Here is a 24,256-nt window from a genome sequence, read left to right on the forward strand (position 1 = left end):
CATGGAGTTAACATCTTTACTGAACGACCTTCACGCGCAGCAGTTGCGCGTATGGGTGTCTGAGCAAAATACCTTGGCACTGGGATATGAGGGTAACGTAGCGCCAACTTTGCTCACGATACTCAAAGCGCATAAAGCTGAACTATTGGCGCTACTAAGCGCCCACCAGATCTGCTCTGAAGCCGCCTTTTTAAGCTGGCCATTACTAAAGCCAGTGCCGCTTTCCAATGCCCAGGCAAGGTTGCTGTATGTAGACAAGCGTGCACCAAAGTCCTGTGCTTATCATATTCCAATGCTAGTTGAGCTGAATGATCCAGCGCAGCAACAAGACATAATCTCGGCACTAGCACAGCTGCTTGTCCATCACCCTATCCTAACGAGTGTGATTGAAACCGATGCTGAGCATTTTAACTGCCGAGCAACCTTACAACCTCTTGCTGTCGAGTCTCACCGAGCAACCACTTTGGCTCATGTACAAACACTGGTAAGAGAGCACATTCACACGCCGTTTGACCTCCATACTCAAGCTCCATTTAGAGTCTGTATTATTGCGCTTGAGCAAAGGCGTTTTATGCTTTTCCTTTGGCATCATATCGTCTTTGATGCTTGGTCAATGCGAGTCATGTTGCGCGATCTGGTTAGCTTGCTACAAGGAGAAAGCATTAAGCCATTAAGCTATTTTGACTTTGCCAAGTGGCAACAAAAGCAAGAACAAAGCGCTGCACACAGTTATTGGCAAACGCAACTTGCAGGCGCTCATGCCACACAAATTGCACCGCTGTTCGCTACACAAACACATGAAACCGAATCGCTCACGCACTATTTTGCACTTTCACCACAGCAAAGCCAGGCATTGCGTGCCCTAGCAAAATCATTAAATACCACAGTGTACAGCGTGTTGCTTGCCCATTACTGTTATATTTTGGCACTTCATAGCGGTGAAACAGACATTGTGATTGGTGCGCCATCGGATAATCGAGATCACCCGCAAACGCAAGAAATGATTGGCTTTTTTGTCAACACCTTAGTGCTTAGAGTGAAGCTAGATTATCGCCAAAGTTTTGCCAACCTCGTGCAGCAAGTTCATGAGACCGTGCGCGCCGCAAAACAATACCAAAGTTATCCTTATGATCAACAAGTTGCCTGTTTGAGTGAGGGAAAACACTCACCTCAGCCAAGCCTGATGTTTAGTGTACAGAGATTTGCCAGCGAGCTTATGGACGAGTTTGCGTTACCATTTTCAGCGGTTGATGCTTTTACTAACGAGTCTTTATATAACCCGATAAAATGTGATTTCCGTCTGGCATTTGATGATGGCAATACAAATTTGCAAGGACAGATAAGTCTTGATCCCAATAAGTTTGATGATGCGTTTGCACAGCAATTTGCCCACACCTATCAGCAATTATTGGTACAACAGGTAGAACACAGCGACATCGCCCTTGAGCAATTATCAACTTCTCACCCAAGTACAAAGCCACCAGCGACCACCGTAAAGCAAACTTCAACCCTATCGCTATATCAACAATTTTTAGCCTGCGCCTCAGCAGCTCCAGATGCACCAGCATTACAAATCAACGATGAAGTTATTACTTACCAAACACTCGCTTCGCGTGTTCAGCATCTGATTGTGCAACTCCAAGCACAGTTGACCCACGAGCAAAATCCTGTTGTCGCGCTGATGTTTGAGCGCAGTCCAGAGATGATAGTCTCCATATTAGCAACACTTGGAGCGGGTGCTGGATATCTACCGCTCAATCCAGAGCAAGGCCAAGCACGTAGTGAGTTTATGTTGCAAGACAGTGGTGCCAACCTGCTACTTTGTCATCAAGCAACCTTGAATACGGCTATGTGTTTTAGCGCAATCACAAATGTGCAAAACATTGACGAGTTAGCACAACAACCAGCTCCTGTTTTCAATTCAGATCAAGCACACTCACCGTGTCATTCATCACTTGCATATATTATTTATACTTCTGGAAGTACCGGCAAACCAAAAGGCGTTATGGTAGAGCAGCGGCAAATTCAGGCTTTGGTTCAAAGCGCAACCGCAGCTTACGATTTTAACTCCAGCGAAAAAACACTGAGTCTAGCTCCGTACTTTTTCGACGCGTCCGTAGAACCACTCTTTTTAACGCTGCTCAACGGTGCTTGCTGGGTGATCATGAATGAGGCAAGTGCAAACTCGCCAGCTATGATAAGCGAAACGCTCATTAGCCAAAGGATCAGTCACTTAGTCACAGTTCCAGCATTTTTAAGTGCCATCGGCACACCGCCCAAGCATCATGCATTACGGCGTGTGATCACGGGTGGCGAACCTTGTGACCGCAATCTCATGGAGGCATGGACGCCTCTTCTTCATATTGAATATGGTCCAACCGAAACCACGGTAACGGCAACAGCAAACCACCAGCCGCTACACTCACGCTATTTCAATAATATTGGCGCACCGCTGGCTCATGTTGATATTCAAATCGTAGATGCCAATCTCAAGGCGCTGCCACCCTTTTGTCAAGGAGAGATCCTGATTGGTGGTGAGAGTGTCGCACGAGGCTATGTTAACCTTGCAGAGCAGACGGCGTCGCGCTTTATTAATTGGCACGGAACACGTATGTACCGCACGGGCGATCAGGCGCGCTATCTGGCAAGCGGCGAGATCCAATTTTTAGGACGTACCGATGAGCAGGTAAAAATTCGCGGCTATCGCATCGAGCTACAAGAAATAGAACACCTACTTAACCTGCACCCGCAAATAAACCAAGCTTGCGTCAAAATACAGCAAAACAACTATCTCATTGCTTATTTTACTGGTGAGCAAACGCTATCTCACACCGAGATTATGAAGTGGCTACAACCACAATTGCCAGATTATATGCTGCCAAGTGCCACATGTTGGCTCGAACAATTGCCTGTGCTCGCCTCTGGTAAAGTGGACAGCCGCAGCTTACCAAGCGTCGCATTAGTATCACAGACACCATATCGAGCACCACGCACACCATTAGAGCAGCAGCTTTGTGAACTATGGCAGACGCAACTTGAAGTTGAGCTAGTAGGTATTGATGATGACTTTTTTGCCTTGGGCGGCCACTCTCTTAGTGCAATGACCTTAGTGGCTAAAATGCACTCCAGCTGTAACGTTAACATCAGTTTGAGTCAATTTTTGCAAAGCAAAACGATAGCGCAACTGGTATCACAACAAACTAACAACGCCAGCGAGTCTTTAGCGGTCGCATCAACATCACAATCACTTGATGAAATCATCGTGCCCGCGCAGCAGCAAGCGATGCTCACCAGCGAGCAATTAGCGACACAATCTGGCGCTTTTCACATCCCCTTACAGCTAAAATGCCAAAGTGGGCTACAACAGCAAGCCCTACAACACGCAATTTATCAGCTGGTTGAGCGTCATGCTATTTTGCGCACCCGCTATACTCAACAGCAACAAGGTCGCTGGGCATATAGAGATGAGCAAGGTGTGCCAAAATGCGAAACTCTAATAAACACGCCGCATAGTGAATTTATCGCTCAGACATTTGACCTTGAAAATGATGCGCCGCTGCGGCTCGGACTGTACCACCAAGGTGATGAATTTGGCGTGTTACTGGTATTTCATCACATAGCCTTCGACGGCTGGTCTACACAAGTATTGTTGGATGAGCTTAATACGCTGCTATCCGGACACACGCTTGCCCCAACCTCATTGCAATTTCGCGACTATGCATATTGGCAATCAACACAACAATACGACGATGCTGCAGCATTTTGGCAGCAACACTTGATTGATATTGACGTCACCCCATGGCCAACCGATGAGCCAAGACAGGCTTTGTTTGATCATCAAGGTGAAGCATTCCCCTTTACCCTCTCAGCAACACTAACAGCAGAGTTAAGGGAGCTGGCAAAATCACATCAGGTATCTATGTACAACTTACTACTGTGCGCTTTTCAGCTCGCATTATGTGCATGGGATAGTCGTGAAAGTATTGTCGTTGGTTCCCCCACCGATAACCGCGACTCGGCATTTAAAGATACGCTAGGTTACTTTGTTAATACCTTACCGATGCCGCTTCGTGTCGACTTAAATAAGAGCTTTTCTGACTATCTAAGGCAAAGTCAAACGCTGTTACTTGCGGCAAAATCTCACCAACAATTGCCACTAGAGTCAATTGCCGCGCAACTTGGGTTGATCCGAGAAGTGGGTGTATCGCCACTGTTCCAAGTGTTTTTTACCTTTGATCAGTTCTCACTACCAACAACGCAATATCAACATTTTGAAGTCGCCAGCGACACCGCCCAGCAAAACCAATATCACCCAGCCAAGTTTGACTGGAATTTGGTGATTAAAGATATGCCAGACCAACTGATTGGTCAGCTCATTGTTGCTCGCAGTCGTTATCAGACTTCCCGTTGCCAACAATTTGTGCACTTTTTCTGCAGTTACCTTGAAAATCTCTGTCAGTACAACGAGAAACCTTTACTGCAATGCCCTTTGGTTAGCAATGAATATTTACAGCAGATCATCTCAGAAACACGATTATCACAGCCAAATGATGCTTTTTTGGCGCAATTTGCAAAGACAGTAGCAGCGTACCCGGGACGCACAGCATTAAGCTTCGCTGAGCAAACCGTGAGTTATCACGAGCTAGACTTGTTTTCTGATCACTTAGCGGCACAGTTGCTTGCAACTAATGACGAAGGCTCGCCAGTTGCACTTTATTTTGATAAAGGTATAGAAGCTCCGATTGCAATGCTAGCAGCGCTAAAAGCGGGCATGCCCTTTGTTTCACTTTCAGCCAATCATCCAGTTGCTCGTCGCCAAGAGATTATGGCAAAAGCGCAGGCAAAACTGCTCCTTAGTCGCACACCACTCAGCTGGAATGCACTGCCAACATTGACCTTTGATGTACAGACACTACGGCAAAGTGCTCAGCTACTGACATTCTCAGCCAACAATCATGCGACAGATAAACTGGCTTACCTCATTTTTACTTCGGGGACGACGGGAGAACCAAAAGGGGCGATGCTGTCTTACCAAGGCCTTGCTAACCTCTGCAGCGAGAAGCGCAACACGCATAAATTAGAAGGAAATACTCAGGTAGTCACTAGCCAATATGCTGAATATGTTTTTGATGCCTGTATTTGCGAGATATTCCCAGCCCTAGCAGCCGGCGCCAAACTGGAGATCATTCCAGAGCCAATACGCAAAGATCCACAACAGCTGTGCCGCTATCTCAAAGCTAAACAGGTCAACGTCGCGTTTATTCCTACGGTATTTATCAATCAGTTTCCAAATTGGATAGCGGATATTAACTTAACCGTATTGTATGCCGGTGGTTCTCGCTTAGACCCAGTCAGCCACAAGTTGGCAGAGCATCATTTCAATGAATATGGGTTAAGTGAAACAAGTGTTACCGCAACACTTAGTGAAGTGTACCCCAATACACCTATCACTATTGGTAAGCCTATTCGTAACACTCGATGCTATGTGTTGGACCCTTTTATGCGGATTTTACCGGACGGTGCGTTGGGTGAGCTATACATCGCCGGTGATTGCGTCGGTTTGGGCTATTGGCAGGCACCAAAGCAAACGGCAAAACACTATATTGACTATCACCTTCGCTGTGACAACAACCACTTTTCTGACGAAAAGCTCTACCGCAGCGGAGACTTAGTGCGTAAAAATCACCAAGGTGAATTCGAGTTTGTTGCCAGAGCTGACAAACAGTGGGATTTACATGGTCACCGTGTTGAGCCAGGCGAAATTGAGTATAAACTCAAAGCGCATCCAGATGTTGACCACGCCGTTGCACACTTACATTTAAGTGAAACAGGCAAAGTGCTGTTGGGTTATGTCGTACTTAATGCTAACACTGAGTGTGATGTGAACGACCTTCGCCAATGGTTGAATCAACAGCTCCCAAGCTATATGCAGCTTGCTGCGATATCACAGATTGACGCACTTCCAATGACAGTAAATGGCAAACTTGATACCGCTCAGCTCATCATTCCAACGCTGCAAGATAGTATTACCTATATCGCGCCAGAAACGGAACTACAACAACAACTCGCCAATGCTTGGCAGCAAGTGCTTGAAGTCTCCGAGATTGGCCTACAACACGACTTTTTTGCTTTGGGTGGCTCATCGATACAGGCAGCACAAGTTACCGCTCTGTGTAGTCAAGCACTCGGCAACGAAATTGCCGTTGCGACCTTACTGACTTACCCACAACTTGACGCATTTGCCACGCAAGTAGAACAACAGCTAAACGCGCTCGCCAGCAGCGAAGACTGCGAATTTGAAATGGAGTTATAACGCATGATCGAATCATTTATTTATGAACTAAAACAAAGTGGGATAAGCGTTTGGCAACAAGAGGATAAATTAAAAATTGCTAGCAACGTGAATTTACAAGGCCAAGCCATCGTTGAGCAGCTAAAACAGAATAAGCCACAGTTGTTACGCTACCTCACAAGGCAAGGCATAGATAGCAAAGCTCGTTTTGATGAACTGTCTATCTTGCCATTGGAAACGCGATGCGCTCCGCTTACGCTTGGGCAGCAACAACTACTATTTACGCAAGAAGTGAGCAACGCAGCAAGTACTTATCATATTCCATGCCTACTCAAAATCGCCAAGCAATGCGATATTGAAAAACTCACAGCGGCAATAGAACAACTGGTGGTCCGCCACAGTGCGCTAGATATGGTTGTGGCCTATGATCACCAAGGAAAGACGATACAGCAGCCTGCCAATGAGGCGTTTGTCGTGACGCATCATGAGCTTGGTAATCTAAACTTGCATGAGCAGTGCGAGCATCTCTTTAACGAGCCGTTTAGCTTACAGCATTCTCGACCATTTCGTGCCTATGTCATCACCTCAAAGGAGCAACAACATGTGTTTTTTGTCTGGCATCATATCGCCTTTGACGGATGGTCTTTGGGACTGTTTTTACAAGAATTAACGTCACTCTATGAGGGAGAGAATCGACCTCTGAGTCTACAATTTAGTGATTATGCTTATTACATGGCAACACCCGGCCAACGTGAACGACAAGCAACAAGTCAACGTTATTGGCAAACTCAATTGGCTGATTACGAACCATTAAAACTTGCGCAAACTCAGTCGCGCCCAGCCACCTTTGATCATCGCGGCGCGATGCAGAGCATTGTGTTAGATGAAAGTACGACGCTAAAGTTACAACAAACAGCGAAAACGCACCGCATTAGTATTAATACACTTGGCCTAGCGGCTTGGTATCACACCCTTGCGCTACTCAGTCATCAACGCCAATTTGTTGTTGGTATTGCGAGTGAGAACCGCCCAACGGCACTGCAGCAACACATACTTGGATATTTTGTTAACTCATTGCCGATTAAAGCGGATATCGACATGACGATGTTACTTGAACGCTGGCTCACTCAAGTTAATCACGTCGTTAATCAAGCCAAGCAACATCAGGCCTTACCGTTTGAGGCGATTAAGAATAGCTTAGACGTGCCGCTCGACACTAGTATGCACCCGGTATTTCAAACGTTGTTTAGCAGTAGTCAGTTTGCCCCTGAGCAACATCATACCTTATGGCAAAGCATTGACCTTGATCTTAGCCAGCAGTGCCAAGCGAAGTTTGATTTAACGTTACACTTGAGTGCAGGGAAAACCACAGAGTTGGGGTTAACTTATGCCACGGCACTTTTTTCCAGCTCATACGCGCAGCAGATCCTCGAGTTATATCAAACGGTTTTACAGGCATATCTAACAGCTGACAACGCCCAACAGCCTCTCTATAGCCTACCTTTATTGAGTAACACGGCGCAGCAAAAACAATATCAATTAAGTGGAATGCAACACGCTTATCCGAGCGTGGCAAGTATCCCCGACCAGTTTGCTGAAATAGTAGCACGCTATCCAGATAAAGCCGCTATCAGTAATCGTCATCAAACCTTGAGCTACCAAGAGCTTGATAACAAAGCCAAGCAACTTGCCAATGCTATCTTGGCAGCCTGCCCTGAACCCAAAGTCGTCGCACTCTACATGCAAAATGACATTGAATTTGTGATTGCCATGTTGGCGGTACTAAAAATCGGCGCGGCATACACAACACTATCACTCAAAGACCCCGTAGCGCGTCATCATTATCAACTGAGTGATAGTCATGCCGACGTAATAGTCACCTTGCGTGAACATAGCCAATCATTGGCAACACTCAATCACAACAATATCGCTGAAGTTTTCTGTGATACAAGTCTGGCAGATACTGATATCACGGCGAATTTTGAGCCTATGTACATCGCACCTAATGAAGTCGCGACGATTATTTATACCTCAGGTACGACAGGAAACCCTAAAGGCACATCGCTCTCTCACGCCGCAATTAGCTCTTTGGCACTCGATAATCATAGTTACCAGCATCAGCCCCAAGATAGCTTTATTCAACTTGCAAACCCAGCTTTTGATGCCACTCTATTTGAGATATGGGGTGCATTACTCAACGGTGCCGAGGTGCACTTAGGCTATCAGGACAGCCTTAATTCTGCAGCGCAGCTCAGTGCAACATTGCAGACGTTGAATATCACTTCGATGTTTCTAACCCGCTCACTGTTCGACACTTTGTTGCTGCAAGACGAGCATATTTTCGCTTCTCTGACTCATTTACTCGTGGGTGGTGAAGCATTAACAGAGTCGATGGTAAATAAATTGCTGGCGTCCACATCTTGTCCAAAACACTTTATTAATGGCTATGGTCCGACTGAGTGCACCACATTTACCACAGTGCAAACGATGTCTAAACAGCAGTCTGAGATAGCAATCGGCAAGCCAATCCCAGGGCGAGCGGTAGCTGTAGTCGGTCGCAATAACGAATTACTGCCACTTGGTTGCCCTGGCGAGTTAGTGGTCTGTGGGCATGGCGTGGCTGCACGTTACCTCAATAACCCAACACTCAACAGCGAAAAGTTTGTATCCCTAAATCTGTTTGGCTCTATGCAAAAGTACTATCGCACGGGCGACTTAGTGTATTGGAATACACAACAGCAACTGTGTTATATAAGCCGTGGCGATCAACAAGTCAAAGTGCGAGGCTTTAGAATTGAGTTAGCAGAGATTGAGCATCACCTTAATCAGCTGGCGGATGTAGATAGCTGTGTGGTTATTGCTAAAAAGCAGCAGGCTCAGACCTTGCTGCATGCTTATTTGGTCATCAAACACGCAGCCGATCAAGCTGCGGTACTCAGCCACTGTAAAACTCAGCTTACCAAGTTACTTCCCAGTTATATGATGCCACATAGCTTCACTGTACTTTCGGCGTTACCGTTAACGGTCAACGGCAAACTCGACAAAACTAAGTTGCCAGAGCCTGAACTACAGCAACATCAACTCGTTGTGCCACAAACCAACACAGAGAAGGAAGTGCAGGCAATTTGGCAGGATATTTTAGGCCAGAATCCACTTTGTTGTGCGACGGCAGTAACTGCGCAAGGTGCCGACTCCATTAGTTTATTAAGCTTTTGTGGTGTTGCAAGCAAGCGTAATTGGCAGCTAACTCCACAACTTATCCTTGAACACCTATCAGTGCAGCAACTGGCAAGATTTATTGATAACCAAACCCGACTTGATTTTGCCACCATGAGTGAAGATCAAGCAATTAACGCTGCACTTACCCATGAGCATTTCGCTCCTTCGCGTTTTTTCAATGCACCGCAGAGTGAGTTTCTGCTTCACCTCATGCCAGCAGCAGCAACCGCTGATAGCTTTGCACCTCTGTGTGAAAAACTTGCGCCCGACCTGCGCGTTCACGCATTAGAAAATATCAAACTATTCACAGGCAAACACATCAGCTTGCATACTATGGTGCGCTATTATGCTCAGCGTATTACAGAGGTATCGCCAACTGGCCCACTTTACTTGGGCGGCTTTTGTGAAGGTGCGGCATTGTCACTGGAAGTGGCCCGTTACTTGACCGAAATGGGTAGAGAAATTGTCCACTGCTTTTTGATTGACCCCGTCTTACCAAGACTGACTTCAGCAGCGCGTCAGGCCGCTGAAGAAGAGTATATCCGCTCGCAAGACGATGACGCTAAACCCATCGCCCGAGCATTTTTAGACTTTACTCAATACTTTCAAAGCGCGACGGCGTTTACCTTCCCTGTGAGTTTCTTTATTGCCGATCATGTCAGTGATGATGCCATTCCACTTCCAGCACTGAGGTTGATCCATCAAGTGGAAGACATACCTGCGCTGTATAAGCGGACGTTTGCAAGTGACAGAAATGGTTTTGAGAATTTACTTGCCAATGCAGACTATATTACGCTTGAAAGTGCACACGATGAAATCATGACCGATGCTAAAGACTTATCCATCATCGCGTCACATATTAATGCGTTAATGCAGCAAACGAATAGCGCCGCAACCACTGTGGAGCAACGCGCATGACTCGTTCACAATTTGCTACACGATACGGCATCCACCTTGGGTTAACTATGTTTGCCAGTATGCTGGTGCTCCCTATTTTTACACCTTACATGCTGAACTTAGGCCTAGCATTGCAAGATGTGGCCTTGGCTATGGTGGTCATGGCTATCACTATCGTGGTGTTTGAAGTACCAAGTGGTATTGCGGCAGATGCCATTGGTCGCCGCAAAGTATTTTTAGCTTCTTTAGTGTTTGCCGCTGTATGCAACTTACTTTTATTGTTGAGTGAAGACTTTTGGCACGTCAGCTTAGCCATGGCATGTTGGGGATTAAGTCAAGCATCGTTAACTGGCACGCTCAACGCATGGTTTGTTGAAACTTATCAAAAGCTTGAAGGAGATGAACCACTGAATAAAGGGTTCGGTAAAGTGTATGGTATTGGCTATCTTATCGGCGCCAGCGCCGCTTTATTTGCCGCCCTCTTTTTGGCGTTTGCGACTAGCCCAACACAACAGCTCAACCACTTGTATCAAGCCTTAATCTTGGTTTCGATAGCTGTATTGTGTGTGGTATTTGCATGTACTTTTGTTGTGGTGAAAGAGTCAACGAGACCTCAGCAAGAGGTGGTTGAGAAAGGACTGTTCAGCCAAGCTAAGGCCATGCTGGCAACTTGTAAGCAAAGTGGTATACAAAGGCTGCTGTTGGTGATTGTTTTTGCAATTCCTGTTGCCAGCAGCATAGAGAAGTTTTGGCCTGCCCTAGCAGAGCGCTATAGTAGTGCACCAGTTGACTCTATTGCGTGGATATTCCCAGCAATGATGGCAGCTGGATTTTTATTAAATGGCGTCGCTGCTGCGATCAGCGCTCCGATCTGTTCTCTATTTGGTCAACGCTTAGGGTATGTCATGGCGTTCGCTCATTTCGCCAAATTAGCCTTTGTGCTGTTACTTGCTTGGGTTACGTCACTACCATTACTGATTGTGGTTCTACTGTGCTTTTATCTTTGTATGGGACTAGCGCAACCGGCACAACTGCAACTACAACATCAGTTGAGTAGCGATAACGTGCGAGCCAGTGTGGAATCTATAATGTCACTGACCACTCGCTTTGGTGGCATGCTCGGCTCTGCATTAACCGCTTTACTTTTGGGCTACGTCAGTCTGACTATCAGCTGGATAATACTAGGCATAATTTCACTCGTTGCTATCATGCTGTGCTGCTCGAGCATAATCAATCAACCGGAAGCTGAGCTCGTTGCTGCGCAGTCGTGACAGACTACACAGCGGTGCACATAAAAACGAGAATCTAACTTATCGTAACTTTGCCATGCCAAGGAGTATGGCTTTTCAGCTGCAGCGTAAGTTCATCGCCATGTGCTAGGCTCCCTACCCCTTTTGGCGTTCCTGTTAAGACAATATCTCCTGGCTGAAGCGTAAAGTAACGAGCAATGTCCTTTAGCAACTCAGTGATTGGAAAAATCATTAAGCTAGAGTCACCATGCTGTTTCAGTTCTCCATTTTGCCAAAAACGATATTTAATACACTCAGCAAAGCTGTTTTCATCACATGGTACAAAAGGTGTCATCGGGCAACTATTATCATAGGCCTTTGCCCGCTCCCATGGGTGTCCTTGTGCTTTTAGCTCACTTTGTAAGTCTCGTAATGTTAAGTCGAGTGCCAGCCCAATTCCAGCGATATGCTTGAGAGGCGCAGGGGTTTTTGCATCAATTTTGGTGCCTACCAATAGTGCAAGCTCGGCCTCATAATGATGTTCGCCAAGTGCGGCGTCCAACATCATTTCATCATTAAATGGTACTAAGCTCGTCGCTGGTTTGATAAACAACAGCGGACTGCTTGGAATGGGATTATCTAGCTCTTTGGCATGCGCTACATAGTTTCTACCAACACAAACGATTTTGCCCGCTGGTAGACTTATTTTATTGTTTTCATTATCAATGTGTTGATACACTTTACTCTCTCTGTACGGCCGAAAGCTCCGGTTATGGAGCGTACCATAACCAAAGCGTTGTGCTAGCAAGTTATCACATAAAAGGCATTATTCCGGTTTATAGACCCAGCGCACCACATCCTTGATTGAGGGTTCTTTGCTATACATCACCATGTCCGTTTTAAACAATCGTCCCGCAGCAACACGGATAAGGTAGCAGCCAATCAACGCGCATAATACTTGCTTTACCGAAACATATTGCTTCGACATCCCTATTACTTGCGATCAATCTCGCATAACTTTCCTTTAAAAACGAATGAGGGCTTTCGAAAAAGCCCTCTTCTGCCAATGTATCGATTAGAGTGACTTGATGTTATCGGCGGTTTTCTTATCAATCAGTTTTACAAACGGATCAACTCCCGCAAATTTCGGTAACTCAGTTACTTTCAACTCAATCTTATTTTCACCTGATGTGATCGCGTGCTTTTGTAGATATAACAGCGTTTCGTCACTTTGAATGTTGTTAGGATCGGCAGAGAATAAGGCTATATCAATCTCTTGATTAAGCGGGATTTCTTCTTCGTTACCCTCACCATCAGCATGCTTTTTCGCCGCCTCAACCGTTAAGGTCACCGTATGAAGTTCTCCCGCTTGCGTCGCTTCTTGCACTTCAACACCCGCAAGCTTAAGCTCATACAACGTAATCGCATTGAACTGATCTTCGATGAATACTTGTTCTTGCTCTGAAGCCCCTGCTTTTAAGTAAGTCAAAAAGTCGAGTGTTGTTGGGTAGATATCTGTTCTAAAACGATAATCGCTTAAGAAGCTTCTTAATGCGCTATTAAGTCGTGTTTCTCCAAGCAAGTCGTGCAGCGCTAACATCACAACAGAACCTTTATTGTAATGAATGTACTGCTGGCCGACTGTTCTGGATAACGCCCGCTCTTCATACGGATCAGAACCTCGTCCACTTAAATAGGTATCTAGTTCATATTTCAAGAATTTACGGAGATTATGCTCGCCGTACTTTTCTTTCATCACCATAATGGCTGAATATTGCGACAACATTTCCGACAGAATATTTGACCCCTCCACATTAGCACCAATCACCTGATGCGCCCACCATTGGTGAGCCAGCTCATGTGACGTCACATAGTAAGGTACATTGATATTGTCAGTATTACGGGTGTCCGTTAAAAATCCAATATTCTCCGAGTAAGGCACTGTATTGGCAAAACTTTGCGCAAAGTCTCGGTAACGAGGAAACTCAATTATACGCATTTGCTTATGTTGGTAAGGCCCAAACTCTCGAGTGAAATAATCAATAGAGTCTTTAGTCGACTGCAGCATGGTGTCTACATTCCAAGCATGATCTTTATGGTAGTAAACCTCGAGCGCAATGCCTTTGTATTCTTCCTGTTTCACCTCAAGATCCATCGACAAGATGTTATAGAAGTGCAGCATTGGAGCATCCATTTCATAGACATAGGTCGTGCGGCCATCTTTGCTGTGTTTTGATTGCAAATAACCCGGCACCATCGCAACTTGCGATTCATCCGTCGTCACCGTTGCAGCGAATGTGACAAAATTTTCCGCAAACAATGGCTCATGATGATAGTGTGTTTCTTCTATCTTATTGCCCCGTTTTAGTGGTTCAAGGCCGCGCTGGCGACGCTCACTTTTATCTTGAATTTGATTGTAGATGTCATAACCAAATGTCGGGAACAACGTCGTGTTATCGATGAAGGTACCATTGTTCACTAAGGTTTCATCATTGCCTCTATCTACAAAGCCAAGCGTTTGCCGTACAACTGACATCGTAATTTCACGCTGCTCACCCGGTGTCATTGGTTGTGAAAGCTCAAGCCAAGCGTGCTTAAAGGTTTTATCCTCTTCACCAAGCGTAGCGCCAGCCATTTCCACTTGCCACGCTAAAGTATGATCAGGTTTATTGACCAAGAAGCGAGTAATCTCTTTATCTGAGCGGTTTTCAACCAACAGCTTTACTTGCGCTTCAATACGACGTGTCTTTGGAAATATCTCAGCATTGAGCTGTACATCTAACGTGACTGGTACAGGGTCATCTCGATACTGGGCAAATTGTTGCTCATATTGCTCTGCGATATCTTCAGCTTCATCTTGCGTGATAAATTCATTAATCACTTGCGTGTTGTAGTAAATGTAGCTGCCACTACCCACGAATATTAAAGCACCACATGCCAATAATGCTTTACCAGCGTTACCTAACTGATAGCCCATCAGTGCAATGCGTACTTTCAGCGTTTGCCCCGCACCACGAGGCCAAAGTGCATAGCTTAGTGTCGCTAACATCATGCTAAAACCAAACCAGTACAAATTGTACCAATGTGCCGCACTGAGGAAATGACCATAACCATTAATATCTGAGTACGGCACAGGGGAAGTTTCGCCTAAGTGGTACATATTGTGCTCAAAGCCAAAGTTGCTCAGGACTATCGAAATAATGAAGTAAACGACATATATCCCCATACCCATGTATTTGCTTGGACTCATCACCTGTATCAAAAATGCTAAGGTGGTTTGGAAAGCAAAACCTAACACGTATAAATATCCCAAGCGCACAACATACTGGGCGAGATCTATCTGTGTCACACCCGACAATAGTTGATAGCTAATGGTTATCAAGCTACCAAATACACATAGCAGCGTCATCACCGCAACTAGAGCGATATATTTAGAGCCCCAAAATACCCAGTTTGCAACAGGATAAGAGTCAACAATATCTCCCATTCGCGAATCACGGTCATGCCATACCAGCTCAGCGCTGTAGTACACCAACACAATGACCAATAATTGCCAGAAGCTGCCGTGGATAAGCTCTACCATTCTAAAGGTCACTGGCCATACTTCTGTGCCATACCAATTAAATGAACCAACCAACGCAGGTATTAAGGTTGCCACCGCCAAAATTAATAGCACTAAGAATGGATAGCTTTTAAGCACTTGCTTTACTTCAAAAGTGGTTCTGGTACAAAAGTGCACCCAACTACTACCTACGCTCGCTTTAAAATCAAAACGATTCAGCAATGCCGACGCTTGGCTACCATCTTCTTTGGCTTTGCTCTTGGTTTTTTGTTTTTGCGGTAAATAATGAGAGGTATTCAGGGCTAAAGTGCCTAAACTGAGCAAGGCAACTGACATCCAAATTAAGCGGTTATAGAGCAGTTCATCAACTAGGCTTATGACTGACGTATTGCGATCTGCAATGGTCCAATATTCTGATTGCGCGGAAATAGCTGATAGGCCAAACATGTCTACATACGCAGCGATAGTACGGTATTCAATATCTGAAAAAATACTATTTGCCACAAGGTAAGTCACAAACAACCCCACGGCAACCAAGTACATAGCTATCATGGTTCTGAATTTTTGCGCCACGAGTGCAAATAAGCTCGCCATAAAAAACAGTGACGGAGCAGCAATGAAAAATAGTGGCGTTAGATAATAGCTGAGTTTATTAGGCCCAATCAGCTCGGTATCCAACCAACCGACTAACCCGCCGATACCAGAACCTACCCAGATCCCCACTAAACACATTGAAAATACTAACATGGTGACAAGATATGCACCAAGAAAACGACCCAATCGATACTGAGCTAAGTGCAAAGGCTTACTCAAAATAAGCTCACTGAACTTACTTTGATCGTCTCTGATTACCGCACTACCAACAAAGTTAACCACCAAAAAGATGGAAAAAATGGTCATGATGGCAACGGTTTGTAAGATGGCAAAGGGCGAGTTTACATTGACGTTACTGCCACCACCAATCTGTACCGAGTCCGAAACTGAGGCAAAAAAGGTGAGCAAAAATAGAATCAGAGCAGTCACATAAAAGGAAGGCTGACGGACAAAATACCGCAGCTCAAAACGCATCATTTTAAATAGCATCTGCCTACTCCTTACGCTACTTGATTATTTCGATGAGTGTGCAGAGTAGAAAAATAGACGTCCTCTAAATCGGCAGGTACCGCTTCAAAACCTTCAGGTGCTTGATCTGCAAATACGTTAAGTAAGGTCTGTCCCGCAAATAAGCGCTTAGAAATAACCGGTAAGTTTTGCTCTACTTCTTTCGCTTCTGCAAGTGTGACCGACTTGCGCCAGATTTTCCCCTGTAGCTGCTCAGTGAGCGCAATTGGATTACCTTCAAGTAAAATTTGTCCGCTCGCCAATACAGCCATATTCGGACATAGCTCAGACACATCCTCTACAATATGCGTTGATAAGATGACTACTTTACTCTCACCTAAGCCAACGAGTAGGTTGTGAAAACGATTACGTTCTTCTGGGTCTAGTCCTGCTGTCGGTTCATCCACAATGAGTAAATCAGGATCGCCAAGCAGTGCCTGTGCAATACCAAAGCGTTGACGCATACCTCCTGAAAATCCGCTTACCGCATTTTTACGGTGATCATATAAGTTAGTTTGTGCGAGCAATCCGTCCACGGCTTCTTTACGCTCTTTTTTATTATTTAACCCTTTTAAAATTGCCATATGATCCAATAAATCATACGCACTAACACGTTGGTAAACACCAAAGTCTTGCGGCAGATAGCCTAGACGAGCACGGAGAGCTTTGGGCTCTTTTAAGACATTCACACCATCGAACTGTATGGTGCCAGCATCCGCCGACTGTAATGTAGCAATCGTGCGCATCAACGATGATTTTCCAGCGCCATTGGGTCCGAGTAAACCAAACATTCCCTTTGGAATAGTCAGGTTTACACCTCTCAAAGCATGAACACCATTATCATAGGTTTTTGAAAGTCCTGATATTTCGAGCATTTTTATTTCCTTTCCGGATTTTTATTATTGTCCTTTTTATAACATTTACCTAGGTTAGTGACAATTAACATAAACATATCAATTGCAAATAAAAGTAAACACTGAAACACTAAGAAACGTTCTTAGTTTACAAAACCCAAGGAAAACTAATATGCAAGATCACGCCAACCACCCACTGACGGATTTTATTGAATACCCTCACGAAGAAATGCTAAGTCGTGCAGAAGCATTCCTGGAAAACAGTAAGAGACGTCATAGCATCCGTGCTTTTAGCGACCGCCCAGTACCGCAAGCAATCATCGAAACCTGTATCAAAGCAGCGGGCACAGCCCCCAGTGGTGCAAATCATCAACCATGGCATTTCGTGGCGATTGGCAGCGCAGAAAAGAAAAAACAGATCCGAGCTGCAGCCGAGGACCTCGAGCGCTCTTTTTACCAAGGCCGTGCCGGAGATGAGTGGTTGGACGCGTTAAAACCTTTGGGCACAGATGCACAAAAACCCTACTTAGAACATGCACCTTGGCTTATCGCTATTTTTAGTCAGAAAAAAGGTGGGATCCACGCGGAAGACAAAAATACCAACTACTATGTCCATGAGTCGGTTGGGATAGCTACTGGGTTTCTTATCCAAGCCCTGCATAATGCAGGACTAGCCACACTGACCCATACTCCTAAACCTATGAGCTTTTTAACCGAGTTATGCGGTAGAGATAAAGATAACGAACGTCCCTATATGTTGCTGATTGCGGGTTATCCAAGTGATGATGCAACTATTCCAGAGCACGCAACTGTGAAAAAATCACTCGCCGAAATCGCTTCGTTTATTTAAAAGTTCGGATCAGCTAGCTGATTGCGTTTAACAACCCAGAGCATCACCAATAAGGAGCTATATATGCTGATATCTGCCCAAGATGTATTAAAGACAGTAAAGCCTAATCAACGCTGCATTGACGCGGTACAAGCAAAATCAGAGATTGCACAAAACAATGGTCTGGTTATCGACGTGAGAGAGCCGGCTGAACATAGTCAAAAGGCAGCCAACGGCGCGGTAAATATCCCAAGAGGATTGCTAGAATTTAAGCTTCCTGAGCTGGAAAAAGACGCAGACAGGCCAATATATTTACACTGTGCCGCCGGTGGCCGTGCTATTTTTGCCGCAGAGCAACTAACACGTATCGGTTATACCAATGTCAGCGTAATTACCTGCAAAGCTGAAGTGGTGTGTGACACTTTATAAAAAAGGAGTGCTGTGCAGCACTCCTTGCACTTTTCTTATGCGCGGTTTGGAATAATTTTTATTTCTACTCGGCGGTTTTGTGCCTTACCTTGCTCAGTATCATTGCTCGCGATTGGCTGAGACTCACCCATGCCCTCCGCGTACAAACGCGCAGGAAGTACTTGCTGAGATAATAAATACTGCTTTACGCTGTTCGCGCGTTGTTCAGACAAAGTTTGATTGAAGCTTGCTGAACCAGTAGAGTCTGTATGTCCGACAATCGTTAAGAATGTCTTATCGTACTGCTGCATCACGCGCGCGATGCCTTGAAGTGTATTGTAAAAACTAGGACTGATGGCTGACTTACCTGTTGCGAAGGTGATGTTTGATGGTAACACTAAGCGCATTTGATCGCCTTCGCGTACAACCTCAACACCAGTTCCTGCAAGCTCTTGATTAAAAGCGGCTTCCTGCTTGTCCATATAGTTACCAATTGCGGCACCTGCAATTGCACCAACCGCAGCACCAATGGCAAGACGTTTATCTTTGTGGTTACCAGTCGCTTTACCTAACACCGCACCGGTTGCAGCACCAATCGCCGCACCTTTACCTGTGTTATTCATTTCACATCCAGACAAAGCAACCACAACGGCTGCACCAATTAACATATTTCTTGCAATCATCTTCCCACCTGAGTTCGTTTCAACTTGATTGTCTATATTGTTGCAATAGACAATTAACTCTGGCTGAAGCCTTACTGGTTTTTTAGGGATGAACAGGCACTAAGTCGCTTATATGCTCAGAAACTGGTGGCAGTTTATATTTTGCAACCACAGCATCAAGCTGCTTTTTCTCAGCCAATTGCTTCATGGTTACGCGAATGGCTTGCGCAAGCTCGGTGCCGCTGAAGCGTTTGCTCATTGCCATATGGCCATAAATCGGCTGAGCGTGGTGATAGGAGACTTTTTTTAACTTTTCAATGGGCTGACCAAGCACTTCCATCGCCACCTCAGCGGTGTCTTCAACTGCGATCACCAGATCAACACGTCCTTTAAGCAATAAATCAAACGCTACTTGCTCACTAAACACAGGGACTTTATTGAGTTGGCGGTCTTCATCAAAGCGAGGGTAGAAAACGCCACCACGCATCACTGCAATCCGCTTGGTATAAAGATCCGTATATTGTTCCACCCGAATATCACTGTCTTGCTTGGCGTAGAACACAAATGAAGATGTCAGCGCCATGTAGGCAGGTTCCACAAAGTCGATTAACTTTTCTCGTTGAGGCGTACGGATCAAGCCACCCATGACGTCCACCTCACCTTGCGCTATCATCCGCATGCAGCGCGAAAAAGGACAGGGAACGGCATTTATTTGATAATCAACACCAGCTTGAGCCTGTACCGTTGCCAATATATCTAAGATTAAGCCTTGCACTTCACCATTGTCTTCGATAATGCTATACGGTGGCGCATGGTCAACCGCAACATTGATTTGCTGAGCAAAACTGGAGAAACACGCCAACAAAAAAAGTAAACACGGCGATAAAAAAGTCATTCGCATAATACTTATCCAACTGAGGCGCACTCGCGCCAAAAGTCATAAATATGTCATATAAAATTGTAAAGATATGAGGTTAACAATATCACAAGGTACACTATGTTTCTGAAAATATTTTATCAGTTTTTATTATTAGGATGTACGAGCTTTGGCGGACCTGCAGCCCACCTTGGGTTCTTTAAAAAACACTTTGTTGATAACTTAAAATGGCTGAGTAACGAGCGCTATGCCAGTATGATCAGTCTGTCACAAATACTGCCTGGGCCGGGATCTAGCCAAGTTGGATTCGCGATTGGTTTAGAAAAAGCAGGGATTTTAGGGGGGATCGCCGCCTTCTTAGGATTTACACTGCCGTCGTTTTTGCTCATGATCATGCTAGCATTAACGGCTGAGCAGCTCTCAGGCACTGCGTTGAATGTCATTGATGGATTAAAGTTGTTTGCTGTTGTTATCGTTGCCGATGCGGTACTAAGTATGGCGAAAAGTTTTTGTAAAACCACAGCGCTCAAATTCGTCGCATTTTTCGCCACATTCACGCTGTTGATGCTGCCGAACTTAAGCGCACAATTGGGCGTGCTTATGGTAGTTGCGGTTACAGGTTACTTTTACTCATTCAGCAATGCGCCAACTAAACCGAGTCAATCAAAAAGCCAAATCAACTGGTCTGTATTTGCGCTATTTATTGGCCTATTTGCGTTAACCTTTGCCGCGCTACCAAATCAACTATTTGCCGAGTTTTATCAAGCAGGTGCTTTAGTTTTTGGTGGCGGTCACGTCGTGCTGCCGCTACTACAAACCAGTGTTGAGGGAGTCGCACAAGAAACCTTCTTAACGGCTTATGCTGCCGCGCAAGCCATTCCTGGGCCTATGTTTACCATCGCAAGCTTTTTAGGCGCCGCTGTCGACAATACGCATCCCATTTTGGGCGCGGCGATTGCAACGCTCGCTATTTTCTTGCCGGGCCTACTGTTAATGTGGACTTTTAACCAACAGTGGCAATCACTTATTGCATTACCAAGGTTTGCAAGCATTAGCGCGGCCTTAAATGCCGGTGTTGTGGGGATTTTAGCCGCTGCGTTTTATCAACCAATTTGGCTCTCTGCGGTGCATAGCTTGCTCGATATCATCGCGGTGGTATTAGGCTTTGTAGCACTAAAATGGCTAAAGCCCGCGATATGGCAATTGCTTATTGCCTTTCTGGTGTTTGGAGTTATCGCTGGAAGCATGTAGGCCACGTTTGAGTGGCCTTGGTGATTACTCTGAAGTTGCGTCAGGTTTACTACCGGCGCGCACTTTCACGCGGTGTGCGCCAAAGTAGTCACTCACACTTTGGTATGGACGTAACCCAAATGCAGGCATTACGCTTAGCATGTAGTCCAAAATATCGGCTTGTAGGTGCTCATAAAACACCCAGCGTTTATCGCGACTAAAACAGTAAAACTCTAGAGGCAAGCCATGTTGTGTGGGTGCAAGTTCCCTGACCATACATAAACAATCTTGATTGATGGCATCATGCTGCTTCAAGTAGGCCTCTGCATAGCGTCTAAATAAGCCTAAATTGGTGATATCGCTCGGTACATCGTCAAGCTTTTCCAGTAGTGGATATTGTTCGGTGAGTGACGCTCGCTTTTGCTCAGCCAACGGCTCAATGCTAGTAAAATCAATATGAATGGCGCGTTTGATGCGGCGTCCTGCTGACTCTTGCATGGCACGCCAGTTTTTAAATGAATCGGAGATCAGCATATAGGTTGGTATGGTGGTGACGGTGTTATCCCAGTTACGTACCCTAACGGTATTTAAACCAAGGTCAATCACCTCGCCGTCTGCACCAAATGCGTCAACTTGGATCCAGTCGCCAGTCGTTACCAATCGGTTGGCCGCTATTTGAATACTAGCAACCAATCCCAAAATCGTATCTTTAAATACCAAAATAATGACTGCCGCAATCGCACCAAAACCGGAAAGGATATAAGTTGGTGATTTATCTACCAAGATACTCACCACCAATATAGAACAAACTATAAATATCAGTAGCTTAATTACTTGAATAATCCCTTGGATCGGCACTTCTTTGGCAAATGGGAAGAGGTTATAAACGCCATTCCCTAAATTGACTAAACTGCTAAATAAAAACCCAGATGCCACCACCAACATAACGTACACCAGTGTTTCCATCACAATAAACACCCAAGCAGGCGCGACAAATAGGCGCTCGTGGTAGGCGGAAAAGACCAGTAAACACAATACAAAGGCAAAACGGCCGCTAAATTTACTTAGCTGAGGGGCAAGGTGACCAATTTTACGCGGTGAAATATGGCGCGCGAGGTTTTCTACATTGGGTAGCACTAAACGGCGGATCACCCAATATAAAAACAATAACCCAACAACGGCGACACCGTTGGTGAATAACGCACTGATCACAGTGCCTTGCGGTAACTCTTTTAACCACGGTTGAACGACATCATGAAGGTGATCAAACTTCATAGCTGTTTTAGCTCCTCATTGAGCGCGTCACTTGGCTCAGTCGAATTCAATCGATGCGCTTCGAGTTGGCAATCTTTGCGTTGCCAGACTTCATTCATAAAAGACTGAAACTCTACACGATAAGCTTTATCAGCTTGATAGTTACCAAGAGGCACTTTTTCCATCGCAATGTAGTCTATTTTTACATCAATTGCATTCAAGCGTCCAAGCGTAAATGCACGGCAAATATGCTCACCCTCTAACTCATAAGCCAAAGTCGCGTTGAGCATGCCGTCAAGTTGCTCTGATAACACTTCTAGAGCGAACGCTACCCCCCCCGCCTTTGGTTTGAGCAGATACTTAAACGGGCTATTTTGATGCGCATGTTTGGCTTTAGTATGACGAGTACCTTCCACAAAATTAATTACCGTTGTGGGATGATCACGAAAATTGCGACAACTGGCTTTGGTACGCTCTACATCCATCCCTTTAAGCTTAGGGTTTTTGGCGATCTGCGCTTTACTCGCACGTTTCATAAATGGCATGCCCATTGCCCATGCACCGGTGCCAATGAAAGGCACGTATTTCAATTCATCTTTTAGGAAAAATTTAGGTGCAGGTAGTACCTCCATGGCACTAAGTACAACGATATCAAGCCAACTAAGATGATTGGAAATTAACAAATACCACCCTTGGGCGTGTAACTCTTTTGGCAAGCTCACTTGTATTTTGTCGCACGCGATGCGCAAACCTAGGTAATTACCTTTACACCACATACCGTAAAAAAAGTGCAGTGCTGTAGAGATAAACTTAACTGGCACAAGCAATTTTATGATGCCAAACAATAGCACCAATAAACCACACACAAAGGTATTCACCAGCAGCCACACACTGGCCGATAGCCCGAGAAACCACTTAGGTAGTATTTGTTTTAACATCACCACATCCTTCTACTACTTTTTATCAGCAAGCTCCACAAGTTGTGCGTCTTTGGCTTGCCACAAGGCGTTTAATTCGGATTGGAAACGCACTCTAAATTCGGGATCATTCGTGTAGTCGCCGACCAAGTTTGCACTGACAGGCATTACTTCCACCTGAACATCTACTGACTTAACTTTACCAGCGATAAAGTCTGCAAAAGTTGGTACACCACCGGGATAATGGATGGTGACATTCACCACTTTGCTGATTTGCTCACCCATGGCCTGCATCACAAATGCGATTCCTCCCGCTTTTGGTTTAAGCAGATGTGTGAATGGGCTGTTCTGCTTACTGTGCTTGGATTCGGTGTAACGCGTACCCTCAACGAAGTTTACAATACTCACTGGCATTGTTTTAAACTTTTCGCATGCTTTTCGCGTTGTTTCTATGTCTTTACCACGCAATTTAGGGTTTTTCTTTAATTGCGACTTGCTGGTTCGCGTCATAAAAGGAAAATCGAGCGCCCACCAAGCAAGACCTAGCACAGGTACGTAAAGCAGCTCTTTTTTCAAAAAGAAATTCAAAAACGGGATTTTGCCATGAAGCACTCGCTGCAACACTAAAATATCCACCCAACTTTGGTGATTGGCGATAACCAAGTACCAGTCTTTGCGTTTTAGCTCATCCAATCCGCTAATATTAAGCGTATACGGCGCAATGAGGTTTTGGCTCACTGAATTACACGCGACCCAGTTACTTGCGCACGCCTTAGCAATATAGCTCATGGCTTTTTGCAATGGCGGGATGGGCAGTAGCTTAATCAAGCCACAAATAAAGATCGGTATAAACCAAAATATAGTGTTAACGGCGTACAGCAAGATGCTGATCACTTTACGAATAAACGACATTCATTCCCTCATC

The 24,256-nt window shown here is 45.2% G+C and carries 15 protein-coding genes; 6 read left to right on the plus strand and 9 right to left on the minus strand.

All coding sequences use genetic code 11. The annotated features are described in order from the left end of the window. Position 1 precedes the first annotated feature (1 nt). The 3 genes from CWC03_RS13895 to CWC03_RS13905 are packed head-to-tail and all read left to right on the plus strand — an operon-like array spanning position 2 to position 11,679. The gene (locus CWC03_RS13895) at positions 2-6,313 is read left to right on the plus strand and encodes a non-ribosomal peptide synthetase (protein ID WP_138582390.1); all 6,312 of its coding nucleotides are present in this window, start codon (positions 2-4) and stop codon (positions 6,311-6,313) included. Between the two features lie 3 nt (positions 6,314-6,316). Next, the gene (locus CWC03_RS13900; protein ID WP_138582391.1) at positions 6,317-10,429 is read left to right on the plus strand and encodes a non-ribosomal peptide synthetase; all 4,113 of its coding nucleotides are present in this window, start codon (positions 6,317-6,319) and stop codon (positions 10,427-10,429) included. After that, complete coding sequence (locus CWC03_RS13905) at positions 10,426-11,679, plus strand: MFS transporter (protein WP_138582392.1); 1,254 nt, start codon at positions 10,426-10,428, stop codon at positions 11,677-11,679. Before CWC03_RS13900 ends, CWC03_RS13905 begins: the two co-directional genes overlap by 4 nt. 34 nt (positions 11,680-11,713) lie before the next feature. On the opposite strand, the gene CWC03_RS13910 is transcribed toward CWC03_RS13905, so the two are convergent. From CWC03_RS13910 to CWC03_RS13925, 4 genes are all read right to left on the minus strand, one after another. Continuing rightward, the gene (locus CWC03_RS13910) at positions 11,714-12,376 is read right to left on the minus strand and encodes a fumarylacetoacetate hydrolase family protein (RefSeq protein WP_138582393.1); all 663 of its coding nucleotides are present in this window, start codon (positions 12,374-12,376) and stop codon (positions 11,714-11,716) included. Positions 12,377-12,463: 87 nt separating this feature from the next. Next, entirely contained in the window at positions 12,464-12,625 is a 162-nt protein-coding gene (locus CWC03_RS13915) for a hypothetical protein (RefSeq protein WP_249314045.1), read from the minus strand. Positions 12,626-12,712: 87 nt separating this feature from the next. Then, complete coding sequence (locus tag CWC03_RS13920; RefSeq protein WP_138582394.1) at positions 12,713-16,282, minus strand: ABC transporter permease/M1 family aminopeptidase; 3,570 nt, start codon at positions 16,280-16,282, stop codon at positions 12,713-12,715. 11 nt (positions 16,283-16,293) lie between these two features. Continuing rightward, positions 16,294-17,175, minus strand: coding sequence for an ABC transporter ATP-binding protein (locus tag CWC03_RS13925; protein WP_138582395.1), 882 nt, complete (start codon positions 17,173-17,175; stop codon positions 16,294-16,296). A 151-nt stretch (positions 17,176-17,326) separates the two neighbouring features. On the opposite strand from CWC03_RS13925, the gene CWC03_RS13930 reads away from it, so the two are divergent. Both CWC03_RS13930 and CWC03_RS13935 read left to right on the plus strand, forming a co-directional pair. Further along, on the plus strand, positions 17,327-18,004 hold the full coding sequence (locus CWC03_RS13930; protein ID WP_138582396.1) for a nitroreductase family protein: 678 nt from the start codon (positions 17,327-17,329) through the stop codon (positions 18,002-18,004). A gap of 63 nt (positions 18,005-18,067) precedes the next feature. Next, entirely contained in the window at positions 18,068-18,412 is a 345-nt protein-coding gene (locus CWC03_RS13935; protein WP_010378206.1) for a rhodanese-like domain-containing protein, read from the plus strand. Positions 18,413-18,447: 35 nt separating this feature from the next. Here the strand turns inward: CWC03_RS13935 and CWC03_RS13940 are convergent, their stop codons facing one another. Continuing rightward, positions 18,448-19,074, minus strand: coding sequence for a YiaD family glycine zipper/OmpA-like lipoprotein (locus tag CWC03_RS13940; RefSeq protein ID WP_088532029.1), 627 nt, complete (start codon positions 19,072-19,074; stop codon positions 18,448-18,450). An 82-nt stretch (positions 19,075-19,156) separates the two neighbouring features. Further along, a complete protein-coding gene (locus CWC03_RS13945; RefSeq protein ID WP_138582397.1) occupies positions 19,157-19,954 on the minus strand; it encodes a substrate-binding periplasmic protein in 798 nt (265 codons plus the stop codon). Between the two features lie 96 nt (positions 19,955-20,050). On the opposite strand from CWC03_RS13945, the gene chrA reads away from it, so the two are divergent. Beyond that, positions 20,051-21,181 carry a chromate efflux transporter gene (gene chrA / locus CWC03_RS13950; protein ID WP_138582398.1) on the plus strand — a complete coding sequence of 377 codons (1,131 nt, stop codon included), beginning with the start codon at positions 20,051-20,053 and terminating at the stop codon, positions 21,179-21,181. A gap of 24 nt (positions 21,182-21,205) precedes the next feature. Here the strand turns inward: chrA and CWC03_RS13955 are convergent, their stop codons facing one another. From CWC03_RS13955 to yihG (CWC03_RS13965), 3 genes are read right to left on the minus strand one after another with little or no spacing between them, the layout of a single operon-like run. Continuing rightward, on the minus strand, positions 21,206-22,435 hold the full coding sequence (locus CWC03_RS13955; protein WP_138582399.1) for a mechanosensitive ion channel family protein: 1,230 nt from the start codon (positions 22,433-22,435) through the stop codon (positions 21,206-21,208). Then, on the minus strand, positions 22,432-23,352 hold the full coding sequence (gene yihG, locus CWC03_RS13960; RefSeq protein ID WP_138582400.1) for a 1-acylglycerol-3-phosphate O-acyltransferase, YihG family: 921 nt from the start codon (positions 23,350-23,352) through the stop codon (positions 22,432-22,434). The genes CWC03_RS13955 and yihG (CWC03_RS13960) overlap by 4 nt, the downstream gene beginning before the upstream one ends. 15 nt (positions 23,353-23,367) lie before the next feature. Then, positions 23,368-24,243 carry a 1-acylglycerol-3-phosphate O-acyltransferase, YihG family gene (gene yihG, locus CWC03_RS13965; RefSeq protein ID WP_138582401.1) on the minus strand — a complete coding sequence of 292 codons (876 nt, stop codon included), beginning with the start codon at positions 24,241-24,243 and terminating at the stop codon, positions 23,368-23,370. Between the last annotated feature and the right edge of the window lie 13 nt (positions 24,244-24,256).

The organism is Pseudoalteromonas sp. S2755 (assembly GCF_005886535.1).
GTDB lineage: Bacteria > Pseudomonadota > Gammaproteobacteria > Enterobacterales > Alteromonadaceae > Pseudoalteromonas.